The organism is Dactylosporangium vinaceum (assembly GCF_019904175.1).
Taxonomy (GTDB): domain Bacteria; phylum Actinomycetota; class Actinomycetes; order Mycobacteriales; family Micromonosporaceae; genus Dactylosporangium; species Dactylosporangium vinaceum.
Window position 1 is genome coordinate 8,177,114 of sequence record NZ_CP061913.1, and the last position, 24,325, is coordinate 8,201,438.

The 24,325-nt window shown below is 72.7% G+C and carries 21 protein-coding genes and 4 tRNA genes; 10 read left to right on the forward strand and 15 right to left on the reverse strand.

Going from position 1 to position 24,325, the window contains the following annotated elements; translation table 11 throughout:
- Positions 1–12: 12 nt before the first annotated feature.
- From Dvina_RS36730 to Dvina_RS36745, 4 genes are all read right to left on the reverse strand, one after another.
- A tRNA-Leu gene (locus Dvina_RS36730) sits at positions 13–85 on the reverse strand.
- Positions 86–91: 6 nt separating this feature from the next.
- Positions 92–166, reverse strand: a tRNA-Gly gene (locus Dvina_RS36735).
- Between the two features lie 17 nt (positions 167–183).
- A tRNA-Asp gene (locus tag Dvina_RS36740) sits at positions 184–255 on the reverse strand.
- A gap of 36 nt (positions 256–291) precedes the next feature.
- Positions 292–363 (reverse strand) — tRNA-Ala (locus Dvina_RS36745).
- A 454-nt stretch (positions 364–817) separates the two neighbouring features.
- Here Dvina_RS36745 and Dvina_RS36750 point away from each other — a divergent pair.
- On the forward strand, positions 818–1,285 hold the full coding sequence (locus tag Dvina_RS36750; RefSeq protein WP_223094009.1) for an HAD domain-containing protein: 468 nt from the start codon (positions 818–820) through the stop codon (positions 1,283–1,285).
- 37 nt (positions 1,286–1,322) lie between these two features.
- Positions 1,323–2,885, forward strand: a complete 1,563-nt coding sequence (locus Dvina_RS36755) for an LLM class flavin-dependent oxidoreductase (protein ID WP_223094011.1) — start codon at positions 1,323–1,325, stop codon at positions 2,883–2,885.
- On the opposite strand, the gene Dvina_RS36760 is transcribed toward Dvina_RS36755, so the two are convergent.
- Complete coding sequence (locus tag Dvina_RS36760) at positions 2,870–3,763, reverse strand: SDR family NAD(P)-dependent oxidoreductase (protein ID WP_223094013.1); 894 nt, start codon at positions 3,761–3,763, stop codon at positions 2,870–2,872. The two genes, Dvina_RS36755 and Dvina_RS36760, sit on opposite strands and share 16 nt — an antisense overlap.
- Positions 3,760–4,674, reverse strand: coding sequence for an SDR family NAD(P)-dependent oxidoreductase (locus Dvina_RS36765; protein WP_223094015.1), 915 nt, complete (start codon positions 4,672–4,674; stop codon positions 3,760–3,762). The genes Dvina_RS36760 and Dvina_RS36765 overlap by 4 nt, the downstream gene beginning before the upstream one ends.
- Positions 4,675–4,769: 95 nt before the next feature.
- Between Dvina_RS36765 and Dvina_RS36770 the strand changes: the two genes are divergently transcribed.
- The 3 genes from Dvina_RS36770 to Dvina_RS36780 are packed head-to-tail and all read left to right on the forward strand — an operon-like array spanning position 4,770 to position 8,795.
- Complete coding sequence (locus Dvina_RS36770; protein WP_223094017.1) at positions 4,770–5,336, forward strand: TetR/AcrR family transcriptional regulator; 567 nt, start codon at positions 4,770–4,772, stop codon at positions 5,334–5,336.
- Between the two features lie 25 nt (positions 5,337–5,361).
- A complete protein-coding gene (locus tag Dvina_RS36775) occupies positions 5,362–8,154 on the forward strand; it encodes an AfsR/SARP family transcriptional regulator (protein WP_223094019.1) in 2,793 nt (930 codons plus the stop codon).
- Positions 8,151–8,795, forward strand: a complete 645-nt coding sequence (locus Dvina_RS36780; protein ID WP_223094021.1) for a VOC family protein — start codon at positions 8,151–8,153, stop codon at positions 8,793–8,795. The genes Dvina_RS36775 and Dvina_RS36780 overlap by 4 nt, the downstream gene beginning before the upstream one ends.
- On the opposite strand, the gene Dvina_RS36785 is transcribed toward Dvina_RS36780, so the two are convergent.
- Positions 8,792–9,364, reverse strand: a complete 573-nt coding sequence (locus tag Dvina_RS36785; RefSeq protein ID WP_223094023.1) for a histidine phosphatase family protein — start codon at positions 9,362–9,364, stop codon at positions 8,792–8,794. The two genes, Dvina_RS36780 and Dvina_RS36785, sit on opposite strands and share 4 nt — an antisense overlap.
- Before the next feature lie 36 nt (positions 9,365–9,400).
- On the opposite strand from Dvina_RS36785, the gene Dvina_RS36790 reads away from it, so the two are divergent.
- On the forward strand, positions 9,401–10,090 hold the full coding sequence (locus Dvina_RS36790) for an HAD family hydrolase (RefSeq protein ID WP_223094025.1): 690 nt from the start codon (positions 9,401–9,403) through the stop codon (positions 10,088–10,090).
- Here the strand turns inward: Dvina_RS36790 and Dvina_RS36795 are convergent.
- The 3 genes from Dvina_RS36795 to Dvina_RS36805 are packed head-to-tail and all read right to left on the reverse strand — an operon-like array spanning position 10,071 to position 12,799.
- Positions 10,071–10,517 (reverse strand): Lrp/AsnC family transcriptional regulator, encoded by a 447-nt coding sequence (locus Dvina_RS36795; protein WP_223094027.1) that lies wholly within the window; start codon positions 10,515–10,517, stop codon positions 10,071–10,073. The genes Dvina_RS36790 and Dvina_RS36795 overlap by 20 nt on opposite strands.
- Before the next feature lie 30 nt (positions 10,518–10,547).
- On the reverse strand, positions 10,548–11,696 hold the full coding sequence (locus Dvina_RS36800; RefSeq protein ID WP_223094029.1) for an acyl-CoA dehydrogenase family protein: 1,149 nt from the start codon (positions 11,694–11,696) through the stop codon (positions 10,548–10,550).
- A complete protein-coding gene (locus Dvina_RS36805; protein ID WP_223094031.1) occupies positions 11,693–12,799 on the reverse strand; it encodes a M24 family metallopeptidase in 1,107 nt (368 codons plus the stop codon). Before Dvina_RS36805 ends, Dvina_RS36800 begins: the two co-directional genes overlap by 4 nt.
- A 168-nt stretch (positions 12,800–12,967) precedes the next feature.
- On the opposite strand from Dvina_RS36805, the gene Dvina_RS36810 reads away from it, so the two are divergent.
- Positions 12,968–13,915, forward strand: a complete 948-nt coding sequence (locus Dvina_RS36810) for a sensor histidine kinase (RefSeq protein ID WP_223094033.1) — start codon at positions 12,968–12,970, stop codon at positions 13,913–13,915.
- A gap of 10 nt (positions 13,916–13,925) precedes the next feature.
- Complete coding sequence (locus tag Dvina_RS36815; protein WP_223094035.1) at positions 13,926–14,834, forward strand: 5'-3' exonuclease; 909 nt, start codon at positions 13,926–13,928, stop codon at positions 14,832–14,834.
- On the opposite strand, the gene Dvina_RS36820 is transcribed toward Dvina_RS36815, so the two are convergent.
- The 4 genes from Dvina_RS36820 to Dvina_RS36835 all read right to left on the reverse strand — a co-directional run bounded on the left by Dvina_RS36820 (position 14,824) and on the right by Dvina_RS36835 (position 22,081).
- Positions 14,824–17,301 carry a glycogen/starch/alpha-glucan phosphorylase gene (locus Dvina_RS36820; protein ID WP_246655566.1) on the reverse strand — a complete coding sequence of 826 codons (2,478 nt, stop codon included), beginning with the start codon at positions 17,299–17,301 and terminating at the stop codon, positions 14,824–14,826. The genes Dvina_RS36815 and Dvina_RS36820 overlap by 11 nt on opposite strands.
- 142 nt (positions 17,302–17,443) lie before the next feature.
- Positions 17,444–18,124 carry a hypothetical protein gene (locus Dvina_RS36825; RefSeq protein ID WP_223094037.1) on the reverse strand — a complete coding sequence of 227 codons (681 nt, stop codon included), beginning with the start codon at positions 18,122–18,124 and terminating at the stop codon, positions 17,444–17,446.
- Positions 18,125–18,217: 93 nt separating this feature from the next.
- Positions 18,218–19,144 (reverse strand): MHYT domain-containing protein, encoded by a 927-nt coding sequence (locus tag Dvina_RS36830; protein ID WP_223094039.1) that lies wholly within the window; start codon positions 19,142–19,144, stop codon positions 18,218–18,220.
- A 180-nt stretch (positions 19,145–19,324) separates the two neighbouring features.
- Positions 19,325–22,081, reverse strand: a complete 2,757-nt coding sequence (locus Dvina_RS36835; RefSeq protein ID WP_246656626.1) for a DEAD/DEAH box helicase — start codon at positions 22,079–22,081, stop codon at positions 19,325–19,327.
- Between the two features lie 63 nt (positions 22,082–22,144).
- On the opposite strand from Dvina_RS36835, the gene Dvina_RS36840 reads away from it, so the two are divergent.
- Positions 22,145–22,852 (forward strand): HAD family hydrolase, encoded by a 708-nt coding sequence (locus tag Dvina_RS36840; protein WP_246655567.1) that lies wholly within the window; start codon positions 22,145–22,147, stop codon positions 22,850–22,852.
- A gap of 118 nt (positions 22,853–22,970) precedes the next feature.
- The gene (locus tag Dvina_RS36845; protein ID WP_223094043.1) at positions 22,971–23,351 is read left to right on the forward strand and encodes an Hsp20 family protein; all 381 of its coding nucleotides are present in this window, start codon (positions 22,971–22,973) and stop codon (positions 23,349–23,351) included.
- A 15-nt stretch (positions 23,352–23,366) separates the two neighbouring features.
- On the opposite strand, the gene Dvina_RS36850 is transcribed toward Dvina_RS36845, so the two are convergent.
- Entirely contained in the window at positions 23,367–24,251 is an 885-nt protein-coding gene (locus Dvina_RS36850; protein ID WP_246655568.1) for a diacylglycerol kinase family protein, read from the reverse strand.
- Positions 24,252–24,325: the final 74 nt, after the last annotated feature.

A 24,325-nucleotide genomic window follows, 5' to 3' on the forward strand; every position in this document is an offset into this window, starting at 1 on the left:
AAGACGATCAAGTGCCCCCGGCGCGATTCGAACGCGCACCGTCGACGTCCTCAACGTCGTGCCTCTGCCTTTGGGCTACGAGGGCGTGAAGAGCGGCAGCCGGGATTCGAACCCGGGACCTCCGCCATGGCGAGGCGGCGCTCTGGCCGGACTGAGCTACAACCGCGTGATCAGAAAACTGCGCACCGTCGACCGGGTTCGAACCGGCGACCTCGGCCTCGACAGGGCCTTGCTCTCCCACTGAGCTACGACGGCATGCGTGGCGAACCTCCCCCCAGGGGTTCGCACACGTGGACCTGAGCGGATTCGAACCGCTGACCCTCGGTCTGCCAGACCGATGCGCTACCACTGCGCCACAAGCCCATGGGCCGCCCGAAGGCGGCACGAAACAATTGCGTGTGCCATCCACTATGGAGTTCTCAATGCAGAACAATCGCACGAGGGCATGCCGAAACAGCCATTCGGCGAGGTGTGAAAAGGCAAAGAAAAACCGCCCGGACCCCGGTGGGGCGGGCGGCGGAAGCGTCGCTGGCGTGATGCTAGCGGCTTCGCCCGCCCGAGGCGTCGTAGCTGGTCAGACACGTGCAACCGGCGGCCAGGAGGAGACGGCCGAGCATGGCCCGCTTGGCTTCGAGTGCCGGGTGCCGCTGCATGACTTCCTCCTTCTTCCTCGGGTCTTTCATCCGTGTCCTTCTCGGTGCTGATGAATACATTACGCATTCGGGCGGCGATGCACAATGTATTTATTCGAGCGACCGGGCTCCCGGGAAGCGCCGGCAGGCGGTACCTTGCCCCCATGCCAGAGGAGCCGCCTCCCGTGTGGTTGCTCGACGTGGACGGGGTCATCAACGTCAAGCGCCCCGGCTGGGGTGCGGCGCCGTTCCACGACCGGGCCTACGCGCTCGGAGCGCAGTGGCGGCTGCGCTGGGCGCCGGCCCTCATCGCCCGGATCAAGCGGCTGCAGCGCGACGGCGTGGCGGAGGTGCGCTGGTGCTCCACGTGGTGCGCGTGGCCGGACGAGGTCGAGCGGGTCTTCAAGCTCAAGCTCGACCGGGCCTTCGGGGAGGTCCCCGACTACTCCGTCGCGAAGCTGGCGGCGGCGCGGGCGGTCCTGCGGGGCGGGCGGCGTCTGGTGTGGACCGACGATGTGGAGGTACCGCAGGCCGGTCCGCTGTTCGACGAGCTGACCCGGGACGACCGGGCGCTGCTCATCCGGCCCGACGACAGGCGCGGGCTGACCCCAGCGCACCTCGACGCGATCGAGGACTTCTGTAAACGCCTGTAAATTTGCCCATAAACAATCTGCGTGGAATATTATCTGTATGACCGACTATGGCCACGACCTGCGGTTCGGGACCTTCCTGCCCGCCGAGGCCGCCAACGCCGCCGAGGCGCTGCGCCTCGCGGTGCGCACCGAGGATCTCGGCCTGGACCTCACGAGCCTGCAGGACCACCCCTACCAGAGCAAGTTTCTGGACTCCTGGACCCAGCTGTCGGTGATCGCCGCGCACACCGAACGGATCTCGGTGTTCCCGAACGTCGCCAACCTCCCGCTGCGCCCGCCCGCCGTCCTCGCCCGGGCCGCGGCGAGCCTCGACCTGCTCACCGGCGGCCGGGTCGAGCTCGGCATCGGCGCCGGCGGGTTCTGGGATCCGATCGTGGCGATGGGCGGGCCCCGGCGCCGCCCCGGCGAGGCGCTGCAGGCCCTGGAGGAGGCGATCGCGGTCATCCGCGCCCTGTGGAGTGAGGAGCGTTCGGTCCGCTTCGCGGGTGAGCACTACCGGCTGGAGGGCGCGCACCCCGGCCCCGGCGCGGCGCACGACATCGGCATCTGGATCGGCGCGATCAAGCCGCGCGCCCTCGCGCTGACCGGCCGGGTGGCCGATGGGTGGCTGCCCAGCTCGCCGTACGTCCCGCCGGAGCAGTTGGCCGAGTCCAACCGCCGCATCGACGAGGCCGCGGTCGCCGCCGGTCGCCGCCCCGAGGACATCCGCCGCCTGTACAACATCGCGGGCACGTTCCGCGGCGACGGCCGCGAGTTCCTGCAGGGCCCGCCGAAGGTCTGGGTGGAGCAGCTGGCCGAGCTGGCCGTCACCGAGGGCATGAGCTCGTTCATCCTCATGGTCCAGGCCGGGGGCGACAGCGACCTGGAGCGGTTCGCGACCGAGGTCGTGCCCGCGGTCCGCGAGCTGGTGACGGCGGAGCGGACCGGGCCGTCCGCGAAGCCCCGAGCCGCGGTGGTCGAGCTCGCCGAGCCCGCACCGGGCACAGCCGAGCGCCCGCTCAACCCGACACTCGCCACGCCCACGCCCGACGACGGCACGCGCTTCTCGGACGTGCGGCTGTGGGACGAGTCCGAGCGGCCCACCGGCCCCGAGAGCGACCTCGCCGCCACCTACAGCGCCCGGCAGCGGGCGTCGGGGGCGCACCTGATCGAGGTACACGACCATCTGCGGCAGGAGATGCAGCAGCTGCGCGATCTCGTGGACCAGGTGGCGGCCGGGGCCATGGACCTCGGCCGGGCCCGCTCGATGATCAACACGATGGCGATGCGGCAGAACAACTGGACGCTCGGCACCTACTGCGAGAGCTACTGCCGGGTCGTCACCACGCACCACACCATCGAGGACCTGAGCCTGTTCCCGCGCCTGCGGGCGGCCGACCCCCGGCTCGGGCCGGTCGTCGACCGCCTGGAGGCGGAGCACCACGTGATCGCCGACGTCCTGGAGCGCGTCGACCGGGCGCTGGTGGCGATGGTCGCGAAGCCCGAGGGCATCGACGAGGTGCGGGCGGCGGTCGACCTGCTGACCGACACGCTGCTGTCGCACCTGTCGTACGAGGAGCGGGAGCTGGTCGAGCCCCTCAGCCGCTACAACGTGATGTAGCGCGTCGAGACCTCCCACAGCCGGGCCGCGGCCTCGGGGTCGAGCGCGTAGGCGGCGACCCCGGTTCGCGACCCCGGCTCGTGGGGCCCGGCGAGGGCGCAGTCCTCGTAGTAGGTGCCGAACTCGGTGACGAGCGGCGACCCGGCCAGCAGCGCCGAGGTGGCCGCGCCCTGCTCCGGCGTCTTCCACCGCATCGGCCGGCCGCCGTTGGCCGCGGTCGCCGTGCGGATGAGTTCGTCGACGTCGATGTGGCGCTGGAGGTTGGTGTGGATGCCGCCGGGGTTGAGGGCGTTGACCCGGACCCCGTCGCCGCTCCAGCGCCGGTCGGCCTCCACCGCGAACAGCACGTTTGCCGTCTTCGACTGCCCGTAGGCCAGCCACGGGTCGTACTCGCGCCGCTCGAACTGGATGTCCTCGAACACCACCGGCGAGCGCAGGTGCGCGGTCGAGCTCACGGCCACGACCCGCGCGCCCTGGGCCGCCCGGAGCGCGGGCAGCAGCCGCACCGCGAGCGCGAAGTGCCCGAGGTGGTTCGTCGCGAACTGCGACTCCCAGCCCTGCGCGGTCCGGCTCAGCGGCGAGGCCATCACGCCCGCGTTGTTGACGAGGATGTGCAGCGGCCCGTCCCAGGCGAATGCGCGCACCGACGCCTGGTCGGCCAGGTCGAGGTGGGCCACGTCCGCCTTGATCTCGGCGGCCAGGTCCCGCGCCGCCGCGGTGTTGCGCACGGCCAGGGTGACCGCGGCGCCCGCGGCCGCGAGCGCGCGGGCCGTCTCGACGCCGATGCCCGACGCGCCGCCGGTGACGATCGCCCGCTTGCCGCTCAGGTCGACGCCCGCGAGGACCTCGGCCGCCGTCGACTCGAAACCGAAACTCACCGGGACACCTCCTGCTCACTGATCGTCCACAGGCGCGCGGCCGCGTCCGGGTCCAGGGCGTAGGCGGCCACACCCGTCCGCGTCCCGGGCTGGTTGGGGCCGGCCTCGTTGCAGTTCTCGAAGTAGCGGCCGCCGACGCCGTCCAGCAGCGGCGAGCCGGCCAGCAGCGCCGACGTGGCCGCGCCCTGCTCCACGGTCTTGAGCTCCGGGTTGGGGTTGCCGGTCGCGGCGCGCAGGCGCTGGAGTTCGGCGGCGTCGACGTACCGCTGCAGGTTCGTCTGAATGGAGCCGGGGTGCAGGGCGTTGACGAGGACGCCGTCGCCCGACCACCGCCGGTTCGCCTCCACCGCGAAGAGGATGTTGGCCGTCTTGGACTGCCCGTAGGCCGACCAGGGCTCGTACTCCCGGCGCTCGAAGTGGATGTCGTCGAACACGACGGGCGAGAAGAGGTGCCCGGCCGACGACACCGAGACCACGCGGGCCCCGTGCGCCGCACGCAGCGCCGGCAGCAGCCCGGACGCGAGCGCGAAGTGGCCGAGGTGGTTCGTCGCGAACTGCAGCTCCCAGCCCTCCGGCGACCGCCCGAGCGGCCGGGCCATGACGCCGGCGTTGTTCACGAGGATGTGCAGCGGCCCCTCCCAGGCGCCGGTCAGCTCGCGGACCGAGCCCTGATCGGCCAGGTCGAGCGGGACGACGCCGTGGGCCTTGACCTCGGCCGCGACCCGCGCTGCGGCCGTGACGTCCCGGGCGGCCAGGGTGACCTCGGCGCCCGCGGCCGCGAGGGCCCGGGCGGTCTCGACGCCGATCCCGGACGCCCCACCGGTGACCAGGGCGCGCTTCCCGCCGAGGTCGACGCCCGCGAGGACCTCGGCCGCGGTCGACGCTTTCCCGAACGGTGTGGTGACGGTCATGATCTTCTCCAGCGGTATGCTTGGAAACGGAGGTTCCTCCGCATGCCTCCACGTTAACCGGAGGAGCCTCCGATTCGCCACCCTTGGAGTGTGACGTGACGCACCCGCGCCCCCTGCGCGCCGACGCCCGGCGCAACCGTGACCGCCTCCTGGAGGCCGCCCTCAAAGCCTTCTCCACCGAGGCGGCCGAGGAGGTCACCCTGGAACAGGTGGCCCGCGACGCCGGCGTGGGGATCGGCACCCTCTACCGGCACTTCCCGACCCGGGAGGCGCTCATCGAGGAGGTGTACCGGGCCGAGCTCGCCCGCCTGTGCGAGTCGGCCCCGCGCCTGCTGGCCACCATGTCCCCGCCGGACGCGCTGCGGGCCTGGATGGACGCCTTCATCGACTACTCGGCGGCGAAGCGCGGTCTGGCCGAGGCCCTGCGCACCGTCATCGCCGCCGGCGGGCAGCCGTTCGCCCAGAGCCGCACCTCGATGGAGGCCGCCCTGCGCGAGCTGCTGGCCGCGGCGGCGGACTCGGGCGTGCGCCAGGACGTCGAGCCCTACGACGTGATGGTCGCCCTGAACGCCGTCTCCCTGTGGGTCTCCGAGGCGGACCGCCGGGACCCGGCCGCCCGCGTGCTGGACCTGCTGATGGACGGTCTGCGGTACCACGGCTGAAGCGCCGGTCGGCGACAATCGACCGATGAGGGTGGGGCTGCTCGGGCCGGCGGAGATCATCGACGGCGGGGCGCGGGTCGCGCTCGGCGGCCGCAAACCGTCGATCCTCGTCGCCGTCCTGGCCTGCGCGGTCAACCGGCCGGTGCCGGGCGCCGAGCTGTGCGCGGCGCTGTGGGGCACGCCGGTCCCGGCCCGGGCCGAGCAGAACCTGCGGGTCTGGGTCCACCATCTGCGCCGGGCCATCGGCGGCTCCCGCATCGACAGGCGCGGCGACGGGTACGTCCTGGCCCTCGGGCCGGACGAGCTCGACATCACGGCGTTCCGGGCGCTGGCCGAGCAGGGGCGCGCGGCCGCCGGTGCCGGGGCGGCGCAGCGGGCCGGCGGGCTGTTCGGTGCCGCCCTGGACCTGTGGCGCGGGCCGGCGCTGGCCGGTCTGGAGGCGGTGCCGGTCCTCGGGGCCGAGGCGGCCCGGCTGGAGGAGGAGCGCCTGCAGGTGCTGGAGCAGCGGTTCGCGGCCGACCTCGCACTCGGGCGGCACGCCGCGATCGTGGCCGAGCTGCAGTCCCTCACCGCCCGCCACCCGATCCGCGAGACGTTCCACGGCCAGCTGATGGAGGCGCTCGCCGGCGCCGGGCGGACCGCGGAGGCGCTCGCCGTCTACGGTGCGCTGCGGGAGGTCCTGGCCGACGAGCTCGGCGCCGACCCCGGCCGGCCGCTGCAGGACCTGCACCTGGCGCTCCTGCGCAACCGGCCGCCGGCCGCCAGGCCCCCGGCGGCCGGGGCGCTGCCGGTGGCGGTGCCGCGCCAGCTCCCCGCCGCCGTGACCGGGTTCGTGGGCCGGGCGGCCTGGCTCGCCCGGCTCGACGCGCTGCTGCCGGACGGGTCCCCGGCGACCCCGATCGCCGCCGTCAGCGGGCCCGGCGGCATCGGCAAGACCACCCTGGCCGTGCACTGGGCCCACCGCGTGCAGGACCGGTTCCCCGACGGCCAGCTCTACGTCAACCTGCGCGGCTTCGACCCGACCGCGGCCCCGGCCGACCCGGCCGACGTGCTGCGCGACTGCCTGGAGGCCCTCGGCGTGCCGGGGTCCGCCGTCCCCGACCGGTTCGAGGCCCGCTCCGCCCTGTACCGCACCACCCTGGCCGACCGTCGCGTGCTCGTCGTGCTCGACAACGCCCGCGACGCCGACCACGTCCGCCCGCTGCTGCCCGGCAGCCGCCACTGCCTGACCATGGTGACCAGCCGCGACCAGCTCACCGGGCTCGTCGCCGAGGGCGGCCGGGCCCTGCCGCTCGACGCGTTCTCGGCCGCCGAGGCCCGCGCGCTGCTGGCCCACCGCCTGGACGCCGCCCGGGCCGCCGACGCCGACGCCGCCACCGGCCGGATCGTGGAGCGCTGCGCGGGCCTGCCGCTGGCCCTGACGATCGTCACCGCCCGGCTGGCGACCAACCCGCACCTGAGCCTCGACGCGGTCGCCGACGAGCTGGCCCGCAGCCGCCGCCGGCTCGACCCGTTCACCGGCGGCGACGTGGTCACCGACGTCCGGGCGGTGTTCTCCTGGTCCTACCGGATCCTGAGCCCCGGCGCCGCCAGGCTGTTCCGCCTCATGGGGCTGCTGCAGGTCGGCCCCGACATCGGGCTCGCGGCCGCCGCCGCCCTGCTGGAACTCTCCCCGCAGGACGCCCGGCCGCTGCTGACCCAGCTCGTGCGCGGGCACCTGATCGGCGAGCGGCCGGGCGACCGGTACGCGCTCCACGACCTGCTGCGCGCCTACGCCGCCGAGCTCGCGGCCGCCACCGACTTGCCCGCCGATCGCGAGGCCGCCCTGCGCCGGCTGCTCGACTACTACCTGTACTCTGCCCGCGCGGCGGCGGTCGCCCTGGAGCACTCCGGCGCCGACGCGGTCCCGGACGAGCCAGCCGAGCGGTTCGCCGACCATCGGGCGGCCGTGGCCTGGCTGGCCGCCGAGCGCCCGGCGCTCGTGGCCGCGGTCGGCCGCGCGCACGACGGCGGCCGACCGGAGCACTGCCGCCGGCTGGCCCGGATCATCCAGGACTTCCTCGCCGCCCAGGGCCACTGGCACGACCTGCGCCGGGTCCAGCAGATCGCGCTGAGCTCCGCGACCGGCGCGGACGACCCGGCCGCGCAGATCATTGCCCGGCGCAGCCTCGCCTACGCCGAGACGCTGCTGGGCCACCACGACCGGGCCGAGATCCACCTGCGGTTCGCGCTGGAGCAGATCCACCGGCTCGGCGACCCGGTCCAGGAGGCGTACTGCATCCACAACCTGGCCATCGTGAAGCAGTCCCAGGCCGGCTATGCGCAGGCGCTGGACCTGGAGCGGCAGGCACTCGAACGGTTCCGGCGGCTCGGCCACCCGCGCGGCGAGGCGGCCGTGCTCAACACCATCGCGTGCCTGCACGCGGCGCTGGGCGAGCCCGAGCTGGCCCTCGAGTTCGGCCAGCAGGCGCTGGCCGTGCACCGCACGAGCGACTCGTGGCGGCGCGACCCGGCGTTCCTCGACACCATCGCCGACGCCTACCGGCAGCTCGGGCAGTATCAGGCCGCGCAGGAGCACTACCGCGAGGCGCTCGGGCTCGCGCGGGACGTCGGCAACCGCTACCTGGAGGCCGCCATCCTGGCCCAGCTCGGCGACACCCACCACGCCGCCGGCGAGCCCGGCCCGGCCGGCGGCGCCTGGCGCGAGGCGGCCGAGCTCATCGCGGACCTCGACCAGCTGCCCACCGTCAGCCCGGTGAACGACTTCCACACCAAGGTTCCCGACCTGGCGACGCTCTACGCGAAACTGGGCGCATGATCGGCACAGTGAGCGCGGTGGTCCTCGACACCACCGGCCATCGAGCCCTGGCCGCCTTCTACCGCGACCTGACCGGCTGGGCCCCGGCCGGCGACACCGCCACCCGCACCGCGCTGCACGCCCCCGACGGCTGGACGGTGGCCTTCCGGTCCGTCGACGCCGCCCGGCCGCACCGGGGGCACCTGGACATCCGGGTCCCGGAGCTGGAGCCGGCCCTGGAGCGCGCCGTGGCGCTGGGCGGCACGCCGGTGCGCCGGTTCGAGCGCTGGATCACCGTCGCCGACCCGGCCGGGAACCCGTTCGACCTGAACTGGCAGCCGAACCTGACGCACTACGACCTGCTGGGCCCGGTGCTGGACTGCCCCGACCCGTGGCGGCTGAGCGTCTTCTACACCGGCCTGCTGGGCAAGCCGCTGACGTACAACGGCGACGACGGCTTCGCGATGATCGGCGAGACCGGCGCCCAGCCGATCACGTTCCAGCGGTCCGCCACCTACCACCCGCACCCCGGGCAGCTCCACCTCGAGATCGCCGTCGATGACCTCGCCGCCGCCGCGGCGGCGGCGGAGTCTCTCGGCGCCACGCAGGACGCCGGCCGGTGGCTGGACCCGACCGGCCGGCCGTTCACGTTGCGGGGCTAGACGGGCGGGGCGTTCCAGAGGCGCAGGGACGGGGTCTCGTGCTCGTGGCCGAGGACCGAGACCGTCGCCGTCCCGAGGGTCAGGTGGGCGCCGAACGCCACCGGCTGCTCCAGCCAGCGGGCGGCCAGGGCGCGCGAGGCGTGGCCGTGGCTCACGACGGCGACGTCGCCCAGGGCCAGCATCGGGCGGAGCTTTGCGATGAAGCGGTCCAGGCGGACGGTGACCTGCTCCGGCGTCTCCCCGTCGGGGCAGCCGTCGGTCCACAGGTCCCAGCCCGGGTCGGCGGCGCGGATCTCGGGCGTCGTCAGGCCCTCGTAGGCGCCGTAGTTCCACTCGGCGACGTCGTTGTCCACGTCGGTCACGAGCAGGCCGGCCAGCTCCGCGGTGCGCAGGGCGCGCTTGCGGGGGCTGGCGATGACGGCGACGAACGAGCGCGGCGCGAGCGCGCGGGCCAGGGACTTGGCGCCCTCTTCGCCCTCCGGGGTGAGGTCGAGGTCGGTCGTGGAGGTGTGCCGCCCACCGGCGCTCCACTCGGTCTGTCCGTGCCGTACCACCACGATCTCTGCCATCTCCGGATTATGCCGGTTGCGGCTACGCTCCACCGGGTGGACGGGATTCTGGTGCTCTGGGACGTGGACCACACGCTTGTCGACGTGGACGGGCTCGGGCGCGAAGCCTATGACCTGGCGTTCCTGCGCCGGTTCGGGACGGCGGTGACGCACCAGCCCCCGATGGCCGGGCGGACGGACCGGGCCATCGCCATCGACATGCTGCGGTGCAACGGGGTGGCGGTCACGGAGCCGCACCTCGAGGACCTGCGGGAAGGGGCGGAGGCGGCGCTCGACGAGCTGGCGCATCTGCTGCCCACGCGGGGAAGGGCGCTGCCGGGGGCCGCCGCGGCGCTCGCCGCGCTGCACGGGCAGACGCTGCAGTCGCTGCTGACCGGCAACGTCAGGCGGATCGCGGAGGTGAAGCTCGGGCCGTTCGGGCTGGCCGCGCACCTGGATCTGGATGCCGGAGCCTACGGCTGGAGCCACGAGGTGCGCGCCGAGCTGGTGGCGGTGGCGCGCCTCAACGCGTACCGACGCAGCAATCGGCACTTCGACCGGGTGGTGCTGATCGGCGACACGCCCGAGGACGTCGGGGCGGCGCTGGCGAGCGGGGCCGGTGTGGTCGGGGTGGCCACCGGGCGCTACTCGCGCGCCGACCTCGAGGCGGCCGGCGCGCACGTGGCGCTCGACGACCTGGCCGACACCGACCGTGTGCAGGACGCGATCAGGCGGGCCGCACGCTAGGACGGTGCTCGTAGGGCGTGGAGAGCACGACGGTCGTGCGGGTGGTGACGTTCGCGGCCGAGCGGATCTCCTGGAGCAGCCGTTCGAGCGCCAGGGGGTTCTCGACGCGGACGAGGAGCATGTAGAAGTCCTCGCCCGCAACCGAGTAGCAGCTCTCGATCTGCGGAAGCCGGGCCAGGCGGTCGGGGGCGTCGTCGGGCTGCGACGGGTCCAGCGGGCGGATCGCGACGAACGCGGTCATCGAGACGCCCAGGGCATCGTGGTCGACCTTCGCGGCGTAGCCCTTGATGACACCGCGCTGTTCGAGGCGGCGCACCCGCTGGTGCACCGCCGACACCGACAGGCCGACCCGCTCGGCCAGGTCGGTGTAGGACAGGCGGCCGTCCGCGGCCAGCGCCGCGACGATCGCGCGATCGGTCTCTTCCACGGTGCGAACCCTAACCCGAGGCGCAAGTGTTCACAGCGATCGGGAGATCACCACCCGCTGGATCTGGTTGGTGCCCTCGAAGATCTGCAGGACCTTGGCCTCCCGCATGTACCGCTCGACCGGGTGGTCGCAGACGTATCCGGCGCCGCCGAGGACCTGGACGGCGTCCGTGGTGACGCGCATCGCGGTGTCGGTGCAGAAGAGCTTGGCCTTGGCCGCCTCGGCGGTGTGGGGCAGGCCGGCGTCGCGCAGCCGGGCGGCCGAAAGGTACAGCGCGCGGGCCGCGGCGGTCTGCGTGGCCATGTCGGCGAGCATGAAGCCGACGCCCTGGAACTCGGCGATGGGCTTGCCGAACTGCTCGCGCTCCCGGGCGTAGGCGACCGCGTAGTCGAGGGCGGCCTGGGCCAGGCCGACGGCGCACGCGGCGATGCCGAGCCGGCCGCCGTCGAGGGCGCTCAGGGCGATCGAGAAGCCGCGGCCCTCCTCGCCGATGAGCCGGTCGGCCGGGACGACGGCGCCGTCGAAGGTCAGCTGCGCGACGGTGGACGAGCGCAGGCCCATGGTCTTCTCGGGGGTACCGCTGGCCACGCCCTCGGTCGCGGCATCGATCAGCAGGCACGAGATGCCGGCGGCCCGCCCGTGGGTCTCCGGGCCGCCGGTGCGGACGAACACGTTGTAGAAGTCGGCCTGCCCGGCGTGCGTGATCCACGACTTGGCGCCGGTCACGACGTATCCGTGGGCCTCGCGGGACGCCCGGGTCCGCAGCGCGGCCGCGTCGGAGCCGCTGTGGGCCTCCGACAGGCAGTACGCCCCGAGCAGCTCCCCGCCGAGCATGTCCGGCAGCAGGCGCGCGCGCTGGGCGTCGGAGCCGAAGGCGGCCAGGGGGTAGCAGGCCAGGGTATGCACGGAGACGCCTTCGGCCACGGCCAGCCAGCGGGCCGCGAGCTCCTCGAGCACCTGCAGGTACAGCTCGTAGGTGACGCCGGCGCCGCCGAGCGACTCGGGATACGGCAGGCCCAGCAGCCCGGCCTTGCCCAGCAGGGTGAACAGCTCGCGAGGGAAGCGGCTCCCGGCCTCGTATTCGTCGACCCGCGGGGCCAGCTCGCCGTCGGCGATCTCGCGGACGAGCCCGATCAGGGCCGCGCCCTCCTCGGTCAGGAACGGGCGGCTGACGGTCATAGGATCACCAGCTCCGTGTCGATGGTGTTGAGGCGCTCGACGCCGGCCTCGGTGCACACGACGATGTCCTCGATCCGGGCGCCGTGCCGGCCGGCGAGGTAGATGCCGGGCTCGACCGAGAACGCCATCCCGGGCTCCAGCGGGGTCTCGTTGCCGGCCACGATGTAGGGGTCCTCGTGCCCGTCCAGGCCGATGCCGTGGCCGGTGCGGTGCAGGAACGCGTCGCCGTAGCCGGCCCTCGCGATGCGCTCGCGGGCCGCCGCGTCGACGGACTCGCAGGTGACCCCCGGGCGGACGGCGGCGACGGCGGCCCGCTGGGCCTCGTGCAGCACGGCGTAGTAGTCGGCGAAGTCGGCCGGCGGCTCGCCGATGCAGTAGGTGCGGGTGGAGTCGGAGCAGTAGCCGTCGGGCATGGCCCCGCCGATGTCCACGACCACCGGCTCGCCCGCCCGGATCACCCGGTCGGAGACGCCGTGGTGCGGGCTGGCCCCGTTGGGCCCGGCGGCGACGATGGTGAACTCGACGGTGGCGTGCCCGGCCTCCCGGATGGCGGCGGCGATGTCGGCGGCCACGGCGGCCTCGGTGCGCCCCGGCCGCAGCCACTCCCCCATGCGCTGGTGCACGGCGTCGATCGCCTGGCCGGCCCGGCGCAGCGCCTCGACCTCGGCCGGGGTCTTGCGCAGCCGCAGCTCCCGCAGCACGGCTCCGGCCAAGGCCTGGTCGGCGTCCGGCAGTGCGGCGCGCAGGGCCAGGACCTGCTCGGCCCACATGCGGTTGCCGATACCGACGGTTCTGGCGGCTTTTACACGTACTTTGACCAATTCATAGGGATCACTGCCGTCCTCGTGATCGACGAGTCGCACACCGACCGACTGCGCCGGCGACGCCTCCGCGGCCGGGCGTTCGAGCCGTGGGACGATCAGCACCGCGTCGCCGTCGGCGGGCAGCACGAGCAGGGTCAGGCGCTCCAGGGCGTGCGCGTCGTAGCCGGTGAGGTACCGCAGGTCGGCGCTCGGGCCGATGAGCAGGGCGTCGAGCCCGGCCGCGGCCATGGCGCGCCGGGCCGCGGCGAGCCGGTCGGGGGTATACAGCTCCACGGTCATCAGCTTAACGAACGTTTGGTTTTTCGTGCGCCCCCGCGCTCGCCGGCGGCCCTGCGGTACCAACGGGTAGGTGATTGACGCGCGTTCTTGGCGTAGTCTGTGGTCGACGTTTGAGTAAAGGCTCCGCATGTAGCTGGAGCCGGACCGAGAGATGAGTCAAGCATCTCCATGAGTCGCCCAAGTGCGCCGACGCCCAGCGAACGGGTCGCCGACCCCTTCGTGCACGAGGCGCTGCTGCACGAGGGCGTTGTCGGGTTCCTCGACGGCACCATGAAGTTCATCTACGAGGGCTTCTCCCTCGACGAGCCCACGCTTGTCGCCGCGCCGGCCGGCAACGTCACGCTGCTGCGGGAGCGGCTCGGCGCGTTCGCCGACGGCGTCGCGTTCCTCGACATGCAGGAGGCCGGGCGCAACCCCGGGCGGATCATCCCCTGGGTGCTGTGCAAGTTCATGGACAAGCACCCGGGCCGCCGGGTCCGCATCGTGGCGCAGACCGTCTGGCCGGAGCGGACGGCGGAGGAGTACCCCGGCTGCGTCCAGCACGAAGCCATGGTCAACATCGCGCTCGCGGGGCGCGAGGCGACCCTGCTGTGCCCATACGACCTGGCCCGGCTGGACAGGCGCCGAATCGACGACGCGCACCGCACGCACCCCACGATGGTCGATGACAACGGGCGGTACCCCAGCGCCGCCTACGACCCTCAGGACGCCAACCGGTCCGGCAACGTGCCGCTGTCCGAGCCGCCCGCCGGGGCCACCACGCTGCGCTTCGAGCTGGAGAGCCTGGTCGACGTGCGCCGCCGGGTGGCCGAGGTCGGCCTGGACGCCGACCTGGTGCCGGACCGCATCGTGGACCTGCAGAGCGCCGTCAACGAGCTGGCCACCAACAGCATCCAGCACGGCGGCGGCTCCGGGACCCTGCGCACCTGGTACGACGACGAGCGCGTGGTCTGCGAGGTCCGCGACTTCGGCCACGTCACCAACCCGATGATCGGGCGCCTGCGCCCGCCGCACGGCCGGGGCCGCGGCCTGGTGATGGTCCACTACCTGGCCGACCTCGTGCAGCGACACACCAGCACGACCGGGACCGCCACCCGGATCCACGTCTTGCGTTAGCCTCGCGAGGGTGGACCGCCCTCTGCTGCTCATCGACTCGGCCAGCCTCTACTTCCGTGCGTTCTTCGGCGTGCCCGAGGCCGCCGCGAAAGCCCCCGACGGCACCCCGGTCAACGCGGTGCGCGGCTTCCTCGACATGCTCTCCACCCTGATCAAGGGCCGCCGGCCGGACCGCATGGTCTGCTGCCTCGACGAGAGCTGGCGCCCGGCGTGGCGGGTCGCGCTGCTGCCGTCGTACAAGGCGCACCGGCTCACCCCGGCCGGCGGCGAGGAGGTGCCGGACGCGCTGTCCACGCAGGTCCCGATCATCCTCGAGTTCCTCGCGGCGCTGGGCATCACCGCCGTCGGCGCGCCCGACTTCGAGGCCGACGACGTCATCGGCACGCTCGCCCACCGCGAACCGGGGCCGGTCGAGGTGGCCACCGGTGATCGCGACCTGTTCCAGGTCATCGACGACGCCAAGCCGGTGCGGGTGCTGTACTGCGGGCGCGGCGTCGCGAAGCTGGAGGTCCTGGACAACGCGGCGCTGCACGGCAAATACGGGGTGCCGGCGGCCGGCTACGCGGACCTGGCCGCCCTGCGCGGCGACCCGAGCGACGGCCTGCCCGGCGTCGCGGGCGTCGGCGAGAAGACCGCGGCCCGCCTGGTCGACCGCTACGGCGACCTCGACGGCATCCTGGCCGCCCTCGACGACCCGCAGTCCGGCTTCGCACCGGGCCTGCGGGCGAAGCTCGTCGCCGGGCGGGAGTATCTGGAGAAGTCCCGCGAGGTGGTCGCCGTCTCCCGCACGGTGCCCCTGCCCGACCTCGACACCAAGCTCCCGCAGGGCCCCACCGATCCGGACCGCCTGCTGGAGCTGGCGCAGCGGTGGGGCCTCGCGGGTGCGTCGAAGCGGATCGTCGACGCCCTCAGCCCGTGACCCGCACCGGGTCGACGCGCCAGATCAGGTCGCAGTAGTCGCGCACGGTCCGGTCGGAGGAGAAGAACCCGCACCGGGCCGCGTTCAGCACGGACATCCGGGCCCACGCGTCCTGGTCGCGCCACGCGCGCTCGACCCGCTCCTGGCACTCCATGTAGGCGCGGTAGTCGGCCAGGGCCAGGTACTCGTCGCGGCCCAGCATCGCGTCGACGACCGGCGCGAACAGGGTCCGGTCGCCCTTCGCGAACACGCCGTTGGCGATCGCGTCGATCGCGGCCCGCAGGTCGGGGTCGGTCTCGTAGTACGCCCGCGGGTTGTGGTGGCGGCGCTGCTCCTCGGCCTGCTGCGCGTCCAGGCCGAACAGGAAGAAGTTCTCCGCGCCGACCCGGTCACGGATCTCGATGTTGGCCCCGTCGAGCGTGCCGATCGTGACCGCGCCGTTGAGGGCCAGCTTCATGTTGCCGGTCCCCGACGCCTCCTTACCGGCCAGCGAGATCTGCTCGGACAGGTCGGCCGCCGGGATGACGACCAGGGCCCGGCTCACGTTGTAGTCCGGCTGCAGCACGACCTTCAGGTGCCGCGACACCACCGGGTCGGTGTTGACCGCCTCCGCGACCGCGTTGACCAGCCGGATCAGCAGCTTCATCGAGTGGTATCCGGGCGCCGCCTTGCCCCCGAAGAGCACCGTGCGCGGCACGACGTCCAGGTCGGGGTCCTCGCGCAGGCGGTTGAAGAGCGTGATGACGTGCAAGAGCTTCAAATGCTGGCGTTTGTACTCGTGGAAGCGCTTGATCATCACATCGCACAGCGAGTCGGGGTCCATCACCACCCCTGTCGACTGCTCCACCAGCGCGGCGAGGTCCACCTTGTTGGCCCGCTTGACCGCCCGCCACCGGTCCAGGAACTCCTGATCGTCCGCCTTGCCGGCGAGCGCGTCGAGCTGATCGAGGTCGGTGATCCACCGCTCGGACCCCGTCGTCGTCGTGATCAGCTCCGACAGGCGCGGGTTGGCCATGCGCACGAACCGGCGCGGGGTGACGCCGTTGGTGACGTTGTGGAACTTCTGCGGCCACAGCTCGGCGAAGTCGCGCAGCGTGGTCTCGGTGAGCAGCCGCGTGTGCAGCTCGGCGACCCCGTTGACCGCGCTCGACGCGACGACCGCCAGGTGCGCCATGCGCACCCGCCGCTCCCCGTCCTCCGAGATGATCGACAGCCGCCGCACCCGGTCGCCGTCGCCCGGGAACGTGGCCTCGACCTCCTGCAGGAAGAAGTAGTTGATCGAGTAGATGAGCTCCATGTGCCGGGGCAGCAGCCGCTCCAGCAGCGCCACCGGCCAGGTCTCCAGCGCCTCCGGCAGCAGCGTGTGGCACGTGTAGTTGAACGTCCGCCGGGTGATCGACCAGGCCCGGTCCCAGTCCACCCGGTACTCGTCCACGAGCAGCCGCATGAGCTCGACGACCGCCATCACCGGGTGCGTGTCGTTGAGCTGCACGACGACCTTCGCCGGGAACGCGTCCCACCCGTCGTTGCGCAGCCGGTAGCGCCGGATGATGTCGCGCAGCGAGCAGGCGACGAGGAAGTACTGCTGCTTCAGGCGCAGTTCGCGGCCCTGCTCCGTGCTGTCGTCGGGGTAGAGCACCTTGCTGATGTTCTCGGCCCGGGTGATGTCCTCGACCGCCTCCTTGTACTGCCCCGCGCCGAACCGCGACAGGTCGAACGACTCCCGGCTGGCCCGCGCCCGCCAGAGCCGCACGATGTTGACGGTCTGCGTGCCGTAGCCGGGCACGAGCATGTGACTCGGCTCGCCCCGCACGATCTCGCCCGGGCTCCACTGCCGCCGCAGCCCGCTGGGATCATCGAGCACGGGCGCGGTGGCCCCGTAGAACCCGACCTTCTGCCGGTCGTCGGGCGCCGGGAACTCCCACGGATTGCCGTAGAATGTCCAGTCGTCGGGCCGCTCGACCTGCGCGCCGTCGCGGAACCCCTGCTTGAAGATCCCGAACTCGTACCGGATGCCGTACCCCACGGCCGGAATGTCGAGCGTCGCCATCGAGTCGAGCAGGCACGCCGCCAGCCGCCCGAGCCCGCCGTTGCCGAGCCCGGGCTCGACGTCGTAGCGCTCGAGCTCCTCGATGCTGGTCCCGAGCTGCGCCGCAATGGGCCGCGCGAGCTTCTCGGTGTCGGTGTACAGCAAATTCTGCCGCAGCTGCCGCCCGAGCAGATACTCGGCCGACAGGTAGTAGACGAACCGCGGATTCGCCTCGTAGTGCGCCGCGGCGGTCCGCGCATACCGCTCGATGAGCCGATCCCGCACGGTCAACGCCAGCGTGTGGTAGCCGTCCGACCCGCTGGCCGACTCGAGCGTGGTCCCGCGCTGGTAGTACAGGTTGCTGATGAGGTCGCGCTCGAACTCCTCGAGCGTGCTGCCAACGGATCGCATAGTGGGCCGGGGCCGCGCATCAGTCACGACCTTCACCCTATTCGTTCGGCTCCGCGCCGGGGGAGGCTTCCCCTCCACCCGGACCCGGCCCCGAGCCGGGCCACCAAGCCCCGCCGGCGGTCCCGCAACGTTCGGCGGGATGTCGGCGTGATCGAACAGGTGTTCGATCCTACACGGTGTTGCGGCGTGGCTTCAGCGCCGCCCGGAGCGTCGCGGCCGGGTCCGGGTCGGGGAGGTCGAGCCGCGGGCTGGAGCGCTCGCGGCTCGGGGGGTCGATGAGGCCGGCCGCGGCCAGCAGGCGCATCCAGGGGGCGATGTACCGGCGCTTGTGGGTCTGGTACGGGCGGACGTTGCACACGATCGCCGCCAGGCGCGGGTAGCCCGGGCCGAACACGTAGTGGGTGAAGAAGGACGGCACGTCGGGGGCGAACTCGTCGACCTCGATCTCGTCCAGCCCGTAGCCGTCGATGCAGTAGAAGCGGTAGCTGTCGCCGTCGATGTAGTAGACGCTGCCGTCCGTGACGTCCACGGTCAGGTCGCCGATCGCGATGTTGTCCTCGGGGCGGTCGCCGGTGAGAACGTACCCCTCGCCGATCGACGGCATGTCGCCGAGCGGCGAGTCCTCGTCGATCTCGCGGTCCCGCCATGCCGCCGGGGACCGGGCCTCGGCCGGCGGGGCGAACCGCAGGTCACCGGTGTCGACGTGGCCGACGATGTCGAACACGTCGTACAGGCCCGGCGGGAGCTCGGGGTTGCGCGGCAGCGGGTCCGGGTCGCCGATGACGACCGGGATGACGTGCTCGGCCGCCAGGCGGCGAAAGGTCTCGACCCGCTCGCGCAACTCGTCCATCGGCGAGCACTGTATCCGGCGGCGCGCCATTGCGCGGGGCCTCATGGACGATGCCGGCAATTGTCCGGATGCGCCGGGAACGGCCGCGGAACGTCAGCGGCCGCGGTCGCGGCGGGCGTCGGCGCGGCCGCCGAATGCCTGGGCCGCCTTGCTGCGCTGCGGCAGGGAGCCGGCCGGGCCGCTCGCGGGCAGACCGTCGCCGATCGGGCCGCCGCCGAAGACGGGGGTGTTGTTCTCGCGGATGACGCGGCCCTGGGCGATCTTCTCGCGGACCGCCTCGGCCTCGGCCTGCTCGCGTTCCGACGGGACCGCCATCACGGCGCTGGCCAGCGCGATGACGACGACGAGCACGAACAGGACGATCGGGGCCAGGAACCAGTTCACGTCGACGCCGGGAACGTTGGCGCCGCTGTGCTGCAGGTGGAACTCCATGGAGTACATGCCGGTGTAGTGCATGGCGCAGACGGCGACGCCCATCAGGGTGGCCGCGGCGGTCGTGGCGACCATCCCGCGGACGACAACGGTGAACCACAGGGCGACGGTCGCCGCGACGATGGCGATGGCGTAGGAGGCGATGTACAGCGCCGGCCGATACTCGAACGAGCCGTCCACGTTCATCGCGGCCATGCCCGTGTAGTGCATGAACGCGACCGAGACGCCGGTGATCGGGCCGCCGACGAAGACCTTCCACAGCCGGCGCTCACCCATGCCGACGATGAACAGGCCGATGCCGACGGTGACCACGGCGATGAAGAAGCTGGCGACGGTGATCGGCACGTCGAAGCGCAGCGGGCTGTCCTGGACGCTGAAGCCGACCATGGCCATGAAGTGCATGACCCAGATGCCGGTGCCGCCGATCGACCACGCGGCCAGCACGAGCAGCCAGGCCCGGCGGCGGTTGTCGGTGGCGACGCGGGCCCGGGCGGTGCTCACCAGGCCGAGCAGCGAGCCGAGAAACGACATCGCGAAGGCGAAAATCGGTGTGATGGCGCCGTATGTGAAATGGTGCAGCTGACCCACGGTGTCCTCCGTCTGTGCCGTTCGCCGAGGCCCGCGCAAACGGCACGGCGAACCGGCCACCGCAGTCTTACGGACGCGAATGATTTTTCCTAGTTCGCATCCGGCGAGAAAACGGAAAAATCGTACGGGACGGACCGTGAAATGGCGCACCGGTCCGCCATCCGACACCGTCCGGGCCGGTCAGCCCATGATGCTGTAGGCGAGGACGCCGCGGGTGATGGCGGTCATCGCCTGCCGGGCCGTGCGGCGCACGCCGTCGGGCGCGCCCGTGGCCTCGGCCAGCTGGCCCAGGAGGTCGAGGACCTGGCGCGACCAGCGCACGAAGTCGCCGGCCGGCATGTCGCCCTCCAGGCCGTGGACGCTGCCGAGGACCTTGGTGAGCGACTCGCCGCGGGCCCAGCGATACACGGGCCACACGAAGCCCAGGTCCAGCTCCCGGGTCAGCTGCAGGCCGTGCGCATCCTCGTCGTCGCGCAGGTCGGCCCACAGCTGCAGCGTCGCGTCGATGGCGTCGGTGACCTCGCCCCGCGGTACCGACGCGCGGTCCTCCGCTTCTCGACGGGCTTCATAGACCAGCACACTGGCGGCGGCGGCGAGCTCGGCCGGGCCGAGGTTGTCCCACACGCCGCGGCGGAGGCACTCGGCGATGAGCAGGTCGGTCTCCGACCAGATCCGGGCCAGCATGCGCCCGGCATCGGTGACGCCGCCCGCCTCGGTCAGGTAGCCGCGGTCGGTGAGCAGGCCGCAGACCCGGTCGAAGGTGCGCGCGAGGGAGCCCGTCCGGCTGGCCACCTTGCCGCGCAGGCCCTCGGTGTCGCGCTCGAGGCGGTGGCGGCGCTCGGCCCAGCGGGCGTGCTCCTCGCGCTCGGGGCAGCGGTGGCACGGGTGGCGCTTCAGCGACGCGCGCAGCGAGTCGAGCTCGTGGTCGTCGGCGGCCGCGGCGTTGCGTGAGCGGCCGCGGGGGCCGCGCTCGGGCGGCTCGAACTCCACCCGGCGCAGCTGCGCGGCCAGGTCGCGGCGGTCCTGGGCCGAGCGGTAGTTGAACTGCCGCGGGACGCGCACCCGGCCGATCGCCTCGACGGGCTGGGTGAAGTCGGCGCCGGAGATGCGCCCGGCCCAGCGGTCCTCGGTGAGCACGAGCGGGCGCGGCTCGCCGAAGCCGCCGGTGCCCGGGTCGATGACGATGGCCAGGCCCGAGCGGCGGCCGGCCGGGACCCGGATGACGTCGCCCGCGCGCAGCCGCTCCAGGGACTCGAGGGCGGCGGCGCGGCGCTGCTGGACGCCCTGGCGGGCGATGGCCTTCTCGCGCTCGGCGATGGCGACGCGGATGGAGAAGTACTGCTCGAAGTCCCCGAGATGGCACGTCATCTCGCCCGCGTAGGTGGCCATGGTCTCGGTGTTGCGCTGCACCTGCCGGGCCAGCCCCACGACCGAGCGGTCGGCCTGGAACTGCGCGAACGAGCTCTCCAGCAGCTCCCGGGCGGCCGCGAACCCGACGGAGCCGACGAGGTTGACGGCCATGTTGTAGGAAGGGCGGAAACTGCTCTTGAGGGGGTACGTCCGGGTCGACGCGAGCCCCGCGACGTGCCTGGGATCGAGCTCCGGCGCCCACACGACTACCGCATGGCCCTCGACGTCGATGCCGCGGCGGCCCGCCCGCCCGGTCAGCTGGGTGTACTCCCCCGGGGTCAGGTCGACGTGCGCCTCGCCGTTGAACTTGACAAGCCGCTCCAGCACGACGCACCGGGCCGGCATGTTGATGCCCAGGGCCAGGGTCTCGGTGGCGAACACGGCCTTGACCAGCCCGCGGACGAACAGCTCCTCGACGACCTCCTTGAACGCGGGCAGCATGCCGGCGTGGTGGGCGGCGAGGCCCCGCTCGAGGCCGTCGAGCCACTCCCAGTAGCCCAGGACCTGCAGATCCTCGCTCGGGATGTGCTTGGTGCGCTCCTCCACGACGGTGCGGATCTCGGCCCGCTCGTCAGGTCCGGTGAGGCGCAGCCCGGCGGCGAGGCACTGCTGGACGGCGGCGTCGCACCCGGCCCGGCTGAAGATGAACAGGATGGCCGGCAGGAGGCCCTCGCGGTCGAGCCGCTCCACGATCTCCTGGCGATACGGCCCGGTCCAGCGGCCCCGCTTGCCCCGGCGCAGGTCACCGCCCGCGAGCTCGACGCGGCGCAGCATCTCACGGTGGTAGCGCAGCAGCTCGGGGTGCACGTCGTGCTTCTGGGCCGCCTCGGCGTCGTGGAACAGGTCGAACATCCGCTTGCCGATGAGCATGTGCTGCCAGAGCGGCACCGGCCGGTGCTCGCTGACCACCACTGTCGTCTCACCGCGGACGGTCACCAGCCAGTCGGCGAACTCCTCCGCGTTGGAGACGGTCGCCGACAGCGAGACGAGCGTCACCGACTCGGGCAGGTGGATGATCACCTCTTCCCAGACGGCACCGCGGAACCGGTCGGCCAGGTAGTGCACCTCGTCCATGACGACGTACGACAGGCCCTGGAGGGTCGCCGAGCCCGCGTACAGCATGTTGCGCAGCACCTCGGTCGTCATGACCACGACCGGCGCGTCACCGTTGATCGCGTTGTCGCCGGTGAGGAGCCCGACCCGCTCGGCGCCGTACCGGCCCACGAGGTCGTTGTACTTCTGGTTGGACAGCGCCTTGATGGGCGTCGTGTAGAAGCACTTGCGCCCCTGCCGCAGCGCCAGGTGCACCGCGAACTCCCCGACGACCGTCTTGCCGGCCCCGGTGGGCGCGCAGACGAGCACACCCGTGCCGCGCTCCAGGGCCGCGCACGCGTCGATCTGGAACGGGTCGAGGTCGAACTCCAGCTCGTCCACGAACTCGGTGAGCGCGGGCTGCGCCGCGGCCTTCCGGGCCCGCTCACGAGCCGCCGCGTAGCGGTCGGCCGGGCTACCCGCAAACTCCTCCACACCGCTCACAAGACCCAGGCTAGGCGAAGAAGGCCCGGATCCGCTCATGGGTATCGTGCTGGCGTGCCGGAAAGCGACGAGTCACTGACTTCCCGACGGCCGATCGAGGCGGTGCTGCTGGACTTCCACGGAACACTTGCGCAGGTCGAGGACCCGATCCGGTGGGTCACGCTGGCCGCGCAGAGCGCCGGGACGACGCTGGACCGGGCCCGCGCCACGGTCCTCGCCGACCGGCTCACCACCGCCGGGCGCGCGGGCGGGCCGAAGCCGCACCGGGTCCCGGCGCACCTGGCCGAGGTGTGGGCCGACCGGGACCTGTCCGTCGAGGCGCATCGGGCCTGCTACACCGGGCTCGCCGCGACCGTGGACGAGGCGCTGGCGACCGCGCTGTACGACAGGCTGCTGCTCGCCGACGGCTGGGAGCTCTACGCCGACACCATTGCCACGCTGGAGGCGCTGCGGGCGGCCGGAGTACCCGTGGCGGTGGTCAGCAATATCGGCTTTGACCTGCGCGAACTGGCGGGCGCGCTCGGATTCGCGGACCTGGTGACGCAGTTCGTCCTGTCCTACGAGGTGGGGCGGACCAAGCCGGACCCGGCCATCTTCTGGAAGGCGTGCGCGGCGCTGCGCGTCGACCCCGAGCGGGCCCTCATGGTCGGCGACACCCCCGCCGACGCCGGCGCGGCGGCGGCCGGCTGCTCCGTGCTCGTCCTCCCGGAGAGTGAACCGGGCAAGGTGCATGGACTGGGAGGAATCCTCCGCCTGCTCTGACTTGCGCATGGTTTGCATCCTGGGCGGGAAACACTGTCGCAACACCGGCTCTGCGCTTGTCCGGCCGGTTCGGCGCGACGACAGTGCACACCATCATGCTTGTTATCGGAGGTACATCATGCCGTTGAACCGCTGGGACCCCACGAACGCCCTCGCCCGCATGCAGGACGACCTGAGCAGCGCCGCCCACCAGGCCCACTCGCACTCGGCGTCGGTCAACACGGCCACCGAGGGCGACGACCTCGTGATCACCGTCGAGGGCATCGACCCGTCGGACGTCGACGTGCAGGTCGGCGGCGGCCGCCTGACGATCAAGGGCGCCGGCGGCGGCAGCACCTCGGAAAGCCACGACGAGGGCGGTGCACACTTCTCGTCCTCGTCGTCGAGCTCCTCGTCGTTCAGCCGCAGCTTCTCGATCCCGGAGGGCGTCGAGCAGTCCGACGTGTCGACCGAGCCGTCCGGCAACGGCGTGAAGGTGCGCATCCGCAACGCCGCCTAGTGCTGCCGCCCGGTTCTACTGCTGGAGGAGCTTGAGTGCTCCCGGTACACACGCGATCGTCACGGGGAGTGGGCAGATCCGCTCCCCGTCGGCGTACGCGGTGACCCCGGCGGCGTCGAGCTCGACCACCTTCGCCCGGTAGGTGCTGACCCGCGGGTCGTGGATGTGCGTCCCCTTGAGCGCCTTGGGCCGCAGCCCCATCAGCGCCAGCCGCCCGAGCGGCTCCGCCACCACGACGTCGAGCAGCCCGTCGGTGGGGTCCGCGCCGGCCGCGATCCGAAACCCGCCGCCGTAGCTCTCCGTGTTGCCGACCGCCACGAGCACTGACGCGAACCGGCTCTCGGCGCCGTCCAGCCGCATCGTGTACTGCCGCGGCTTCAACGCCACCAGCTCCTCGACGATGGCCCGGTTGTAGCGCTGCGCCCCCTTCGGCCACCGCATCCGGTTGGCCCGCTCGTTGACGAACGCATCGAACCCCGCGGCCAGCACCGCCCCGAACCACGCCGTCGTCCCGTCCTCGCCGACGACCCGCGCCAGGTCAACGCTTCGGGTCGCGTCCGCGGCGAGGGCGGCGGCGACGGCGTCCGCCGCGGCGAGGGGCTCGGTGGGCAGCCCGAGCCGGACCGCGAAGTCGTTCCCGGTCCCGGCCGGCACGATCCCGAACGCCGTACCCGTCCCCGCCACCGCCTGCAGCCCCAGGTGCACGGTCCCGTCGCCGCCCATGGCGACGAGCGCGTCACACCCATCGGCCACGGCCCGGCCGGCCAGCTCTCGGGCCGCCGCCGCGCTGTCCGCGCCCAGCACCGTGACGTGGGCGCCGAGCCGCTCCTTGATCGCGGGCAGCAACGCGGCCCGCCGCCCTTTGCCGGCAGTGGGGTTGGCGAGCAGCGCGATGTTCACGGCGCTGACTGTAAGCGTTGGCCCCCGGGGCGGGCGATGGCGTCCGCCGAAATAGCGCTGTGCGCGGCGGGCGT

Coding starts and splice junctions, on each gene's coding strand:
- Dvina_RS36775 (WP_223094019.1), top strand. CDS start 5,362: ATGAGGGTGGGGCTGCTCGGGCCGGCGGAGATCATCGACGGCGGGGCG.
- Dvina_RS36785 (WP_223094023.1), bottom strand. CDS start 9,364: ATGGCAGAGATCGTGGTGGTACGGCACGGACAGACCGAGTGGAGCGCC.
- Dvina_RS36800 (WP_223094029.1), bottom strand. CDS start 11,696: ATGACCGTCAGCCGCCCGTTCCTGACCGAGGAGGGCGCGGCCCTGATC.
- Dvina_RS36780 (WP_223094021.1), top strand. CDS start 8,151: ATGATCGGCACAGTGAGCGCGGTGGTCCTCGACACCACCGGCCATCGA.
- Dvina_RS36755 (WP_223094011.1), top strand. CDS start 1,323: ATGACCGACTATGGCCACGACCTGCGGTTCGGGACCTTCCTGCCCGCC.
- Dvina_RS36810 (WP_223094033.1), top strand. CDS start 12,968: ATGAGTCGCCCAAGTGCGCCGACGCCCAGCGAACGGGTCGCCGACCCC.
- Dvina_RS36845 (WP_223094043.1), top strand. CDS start 22,971: ATGCCGTTGAACCGCTGGGACCCCACGAACGCCCTCGCCCGCATGCAG.
- Dvina_RS36825 (WP_223094037.1), bottom strand. CDS start 18,124: ATGGACGAGTTGCGCGAGCGGGTCGAGACCTTTCGCCGCCTGGCGGCC.
- Dvina_RS36765 (WP_223094015.1), bottom strand. CDS start 4,674: ATGACCGTCACCACACCGTTCGGGAAAGCGTCGACCGCGGCCGAGGTC.
- Dvina_RS36805 (WP_223094031.1), bottom strand. CDS start 12,799: ATGACCGTGGAGCTGTATACCCCCGACCGGCTCGCCGCGGCCCGGCGC.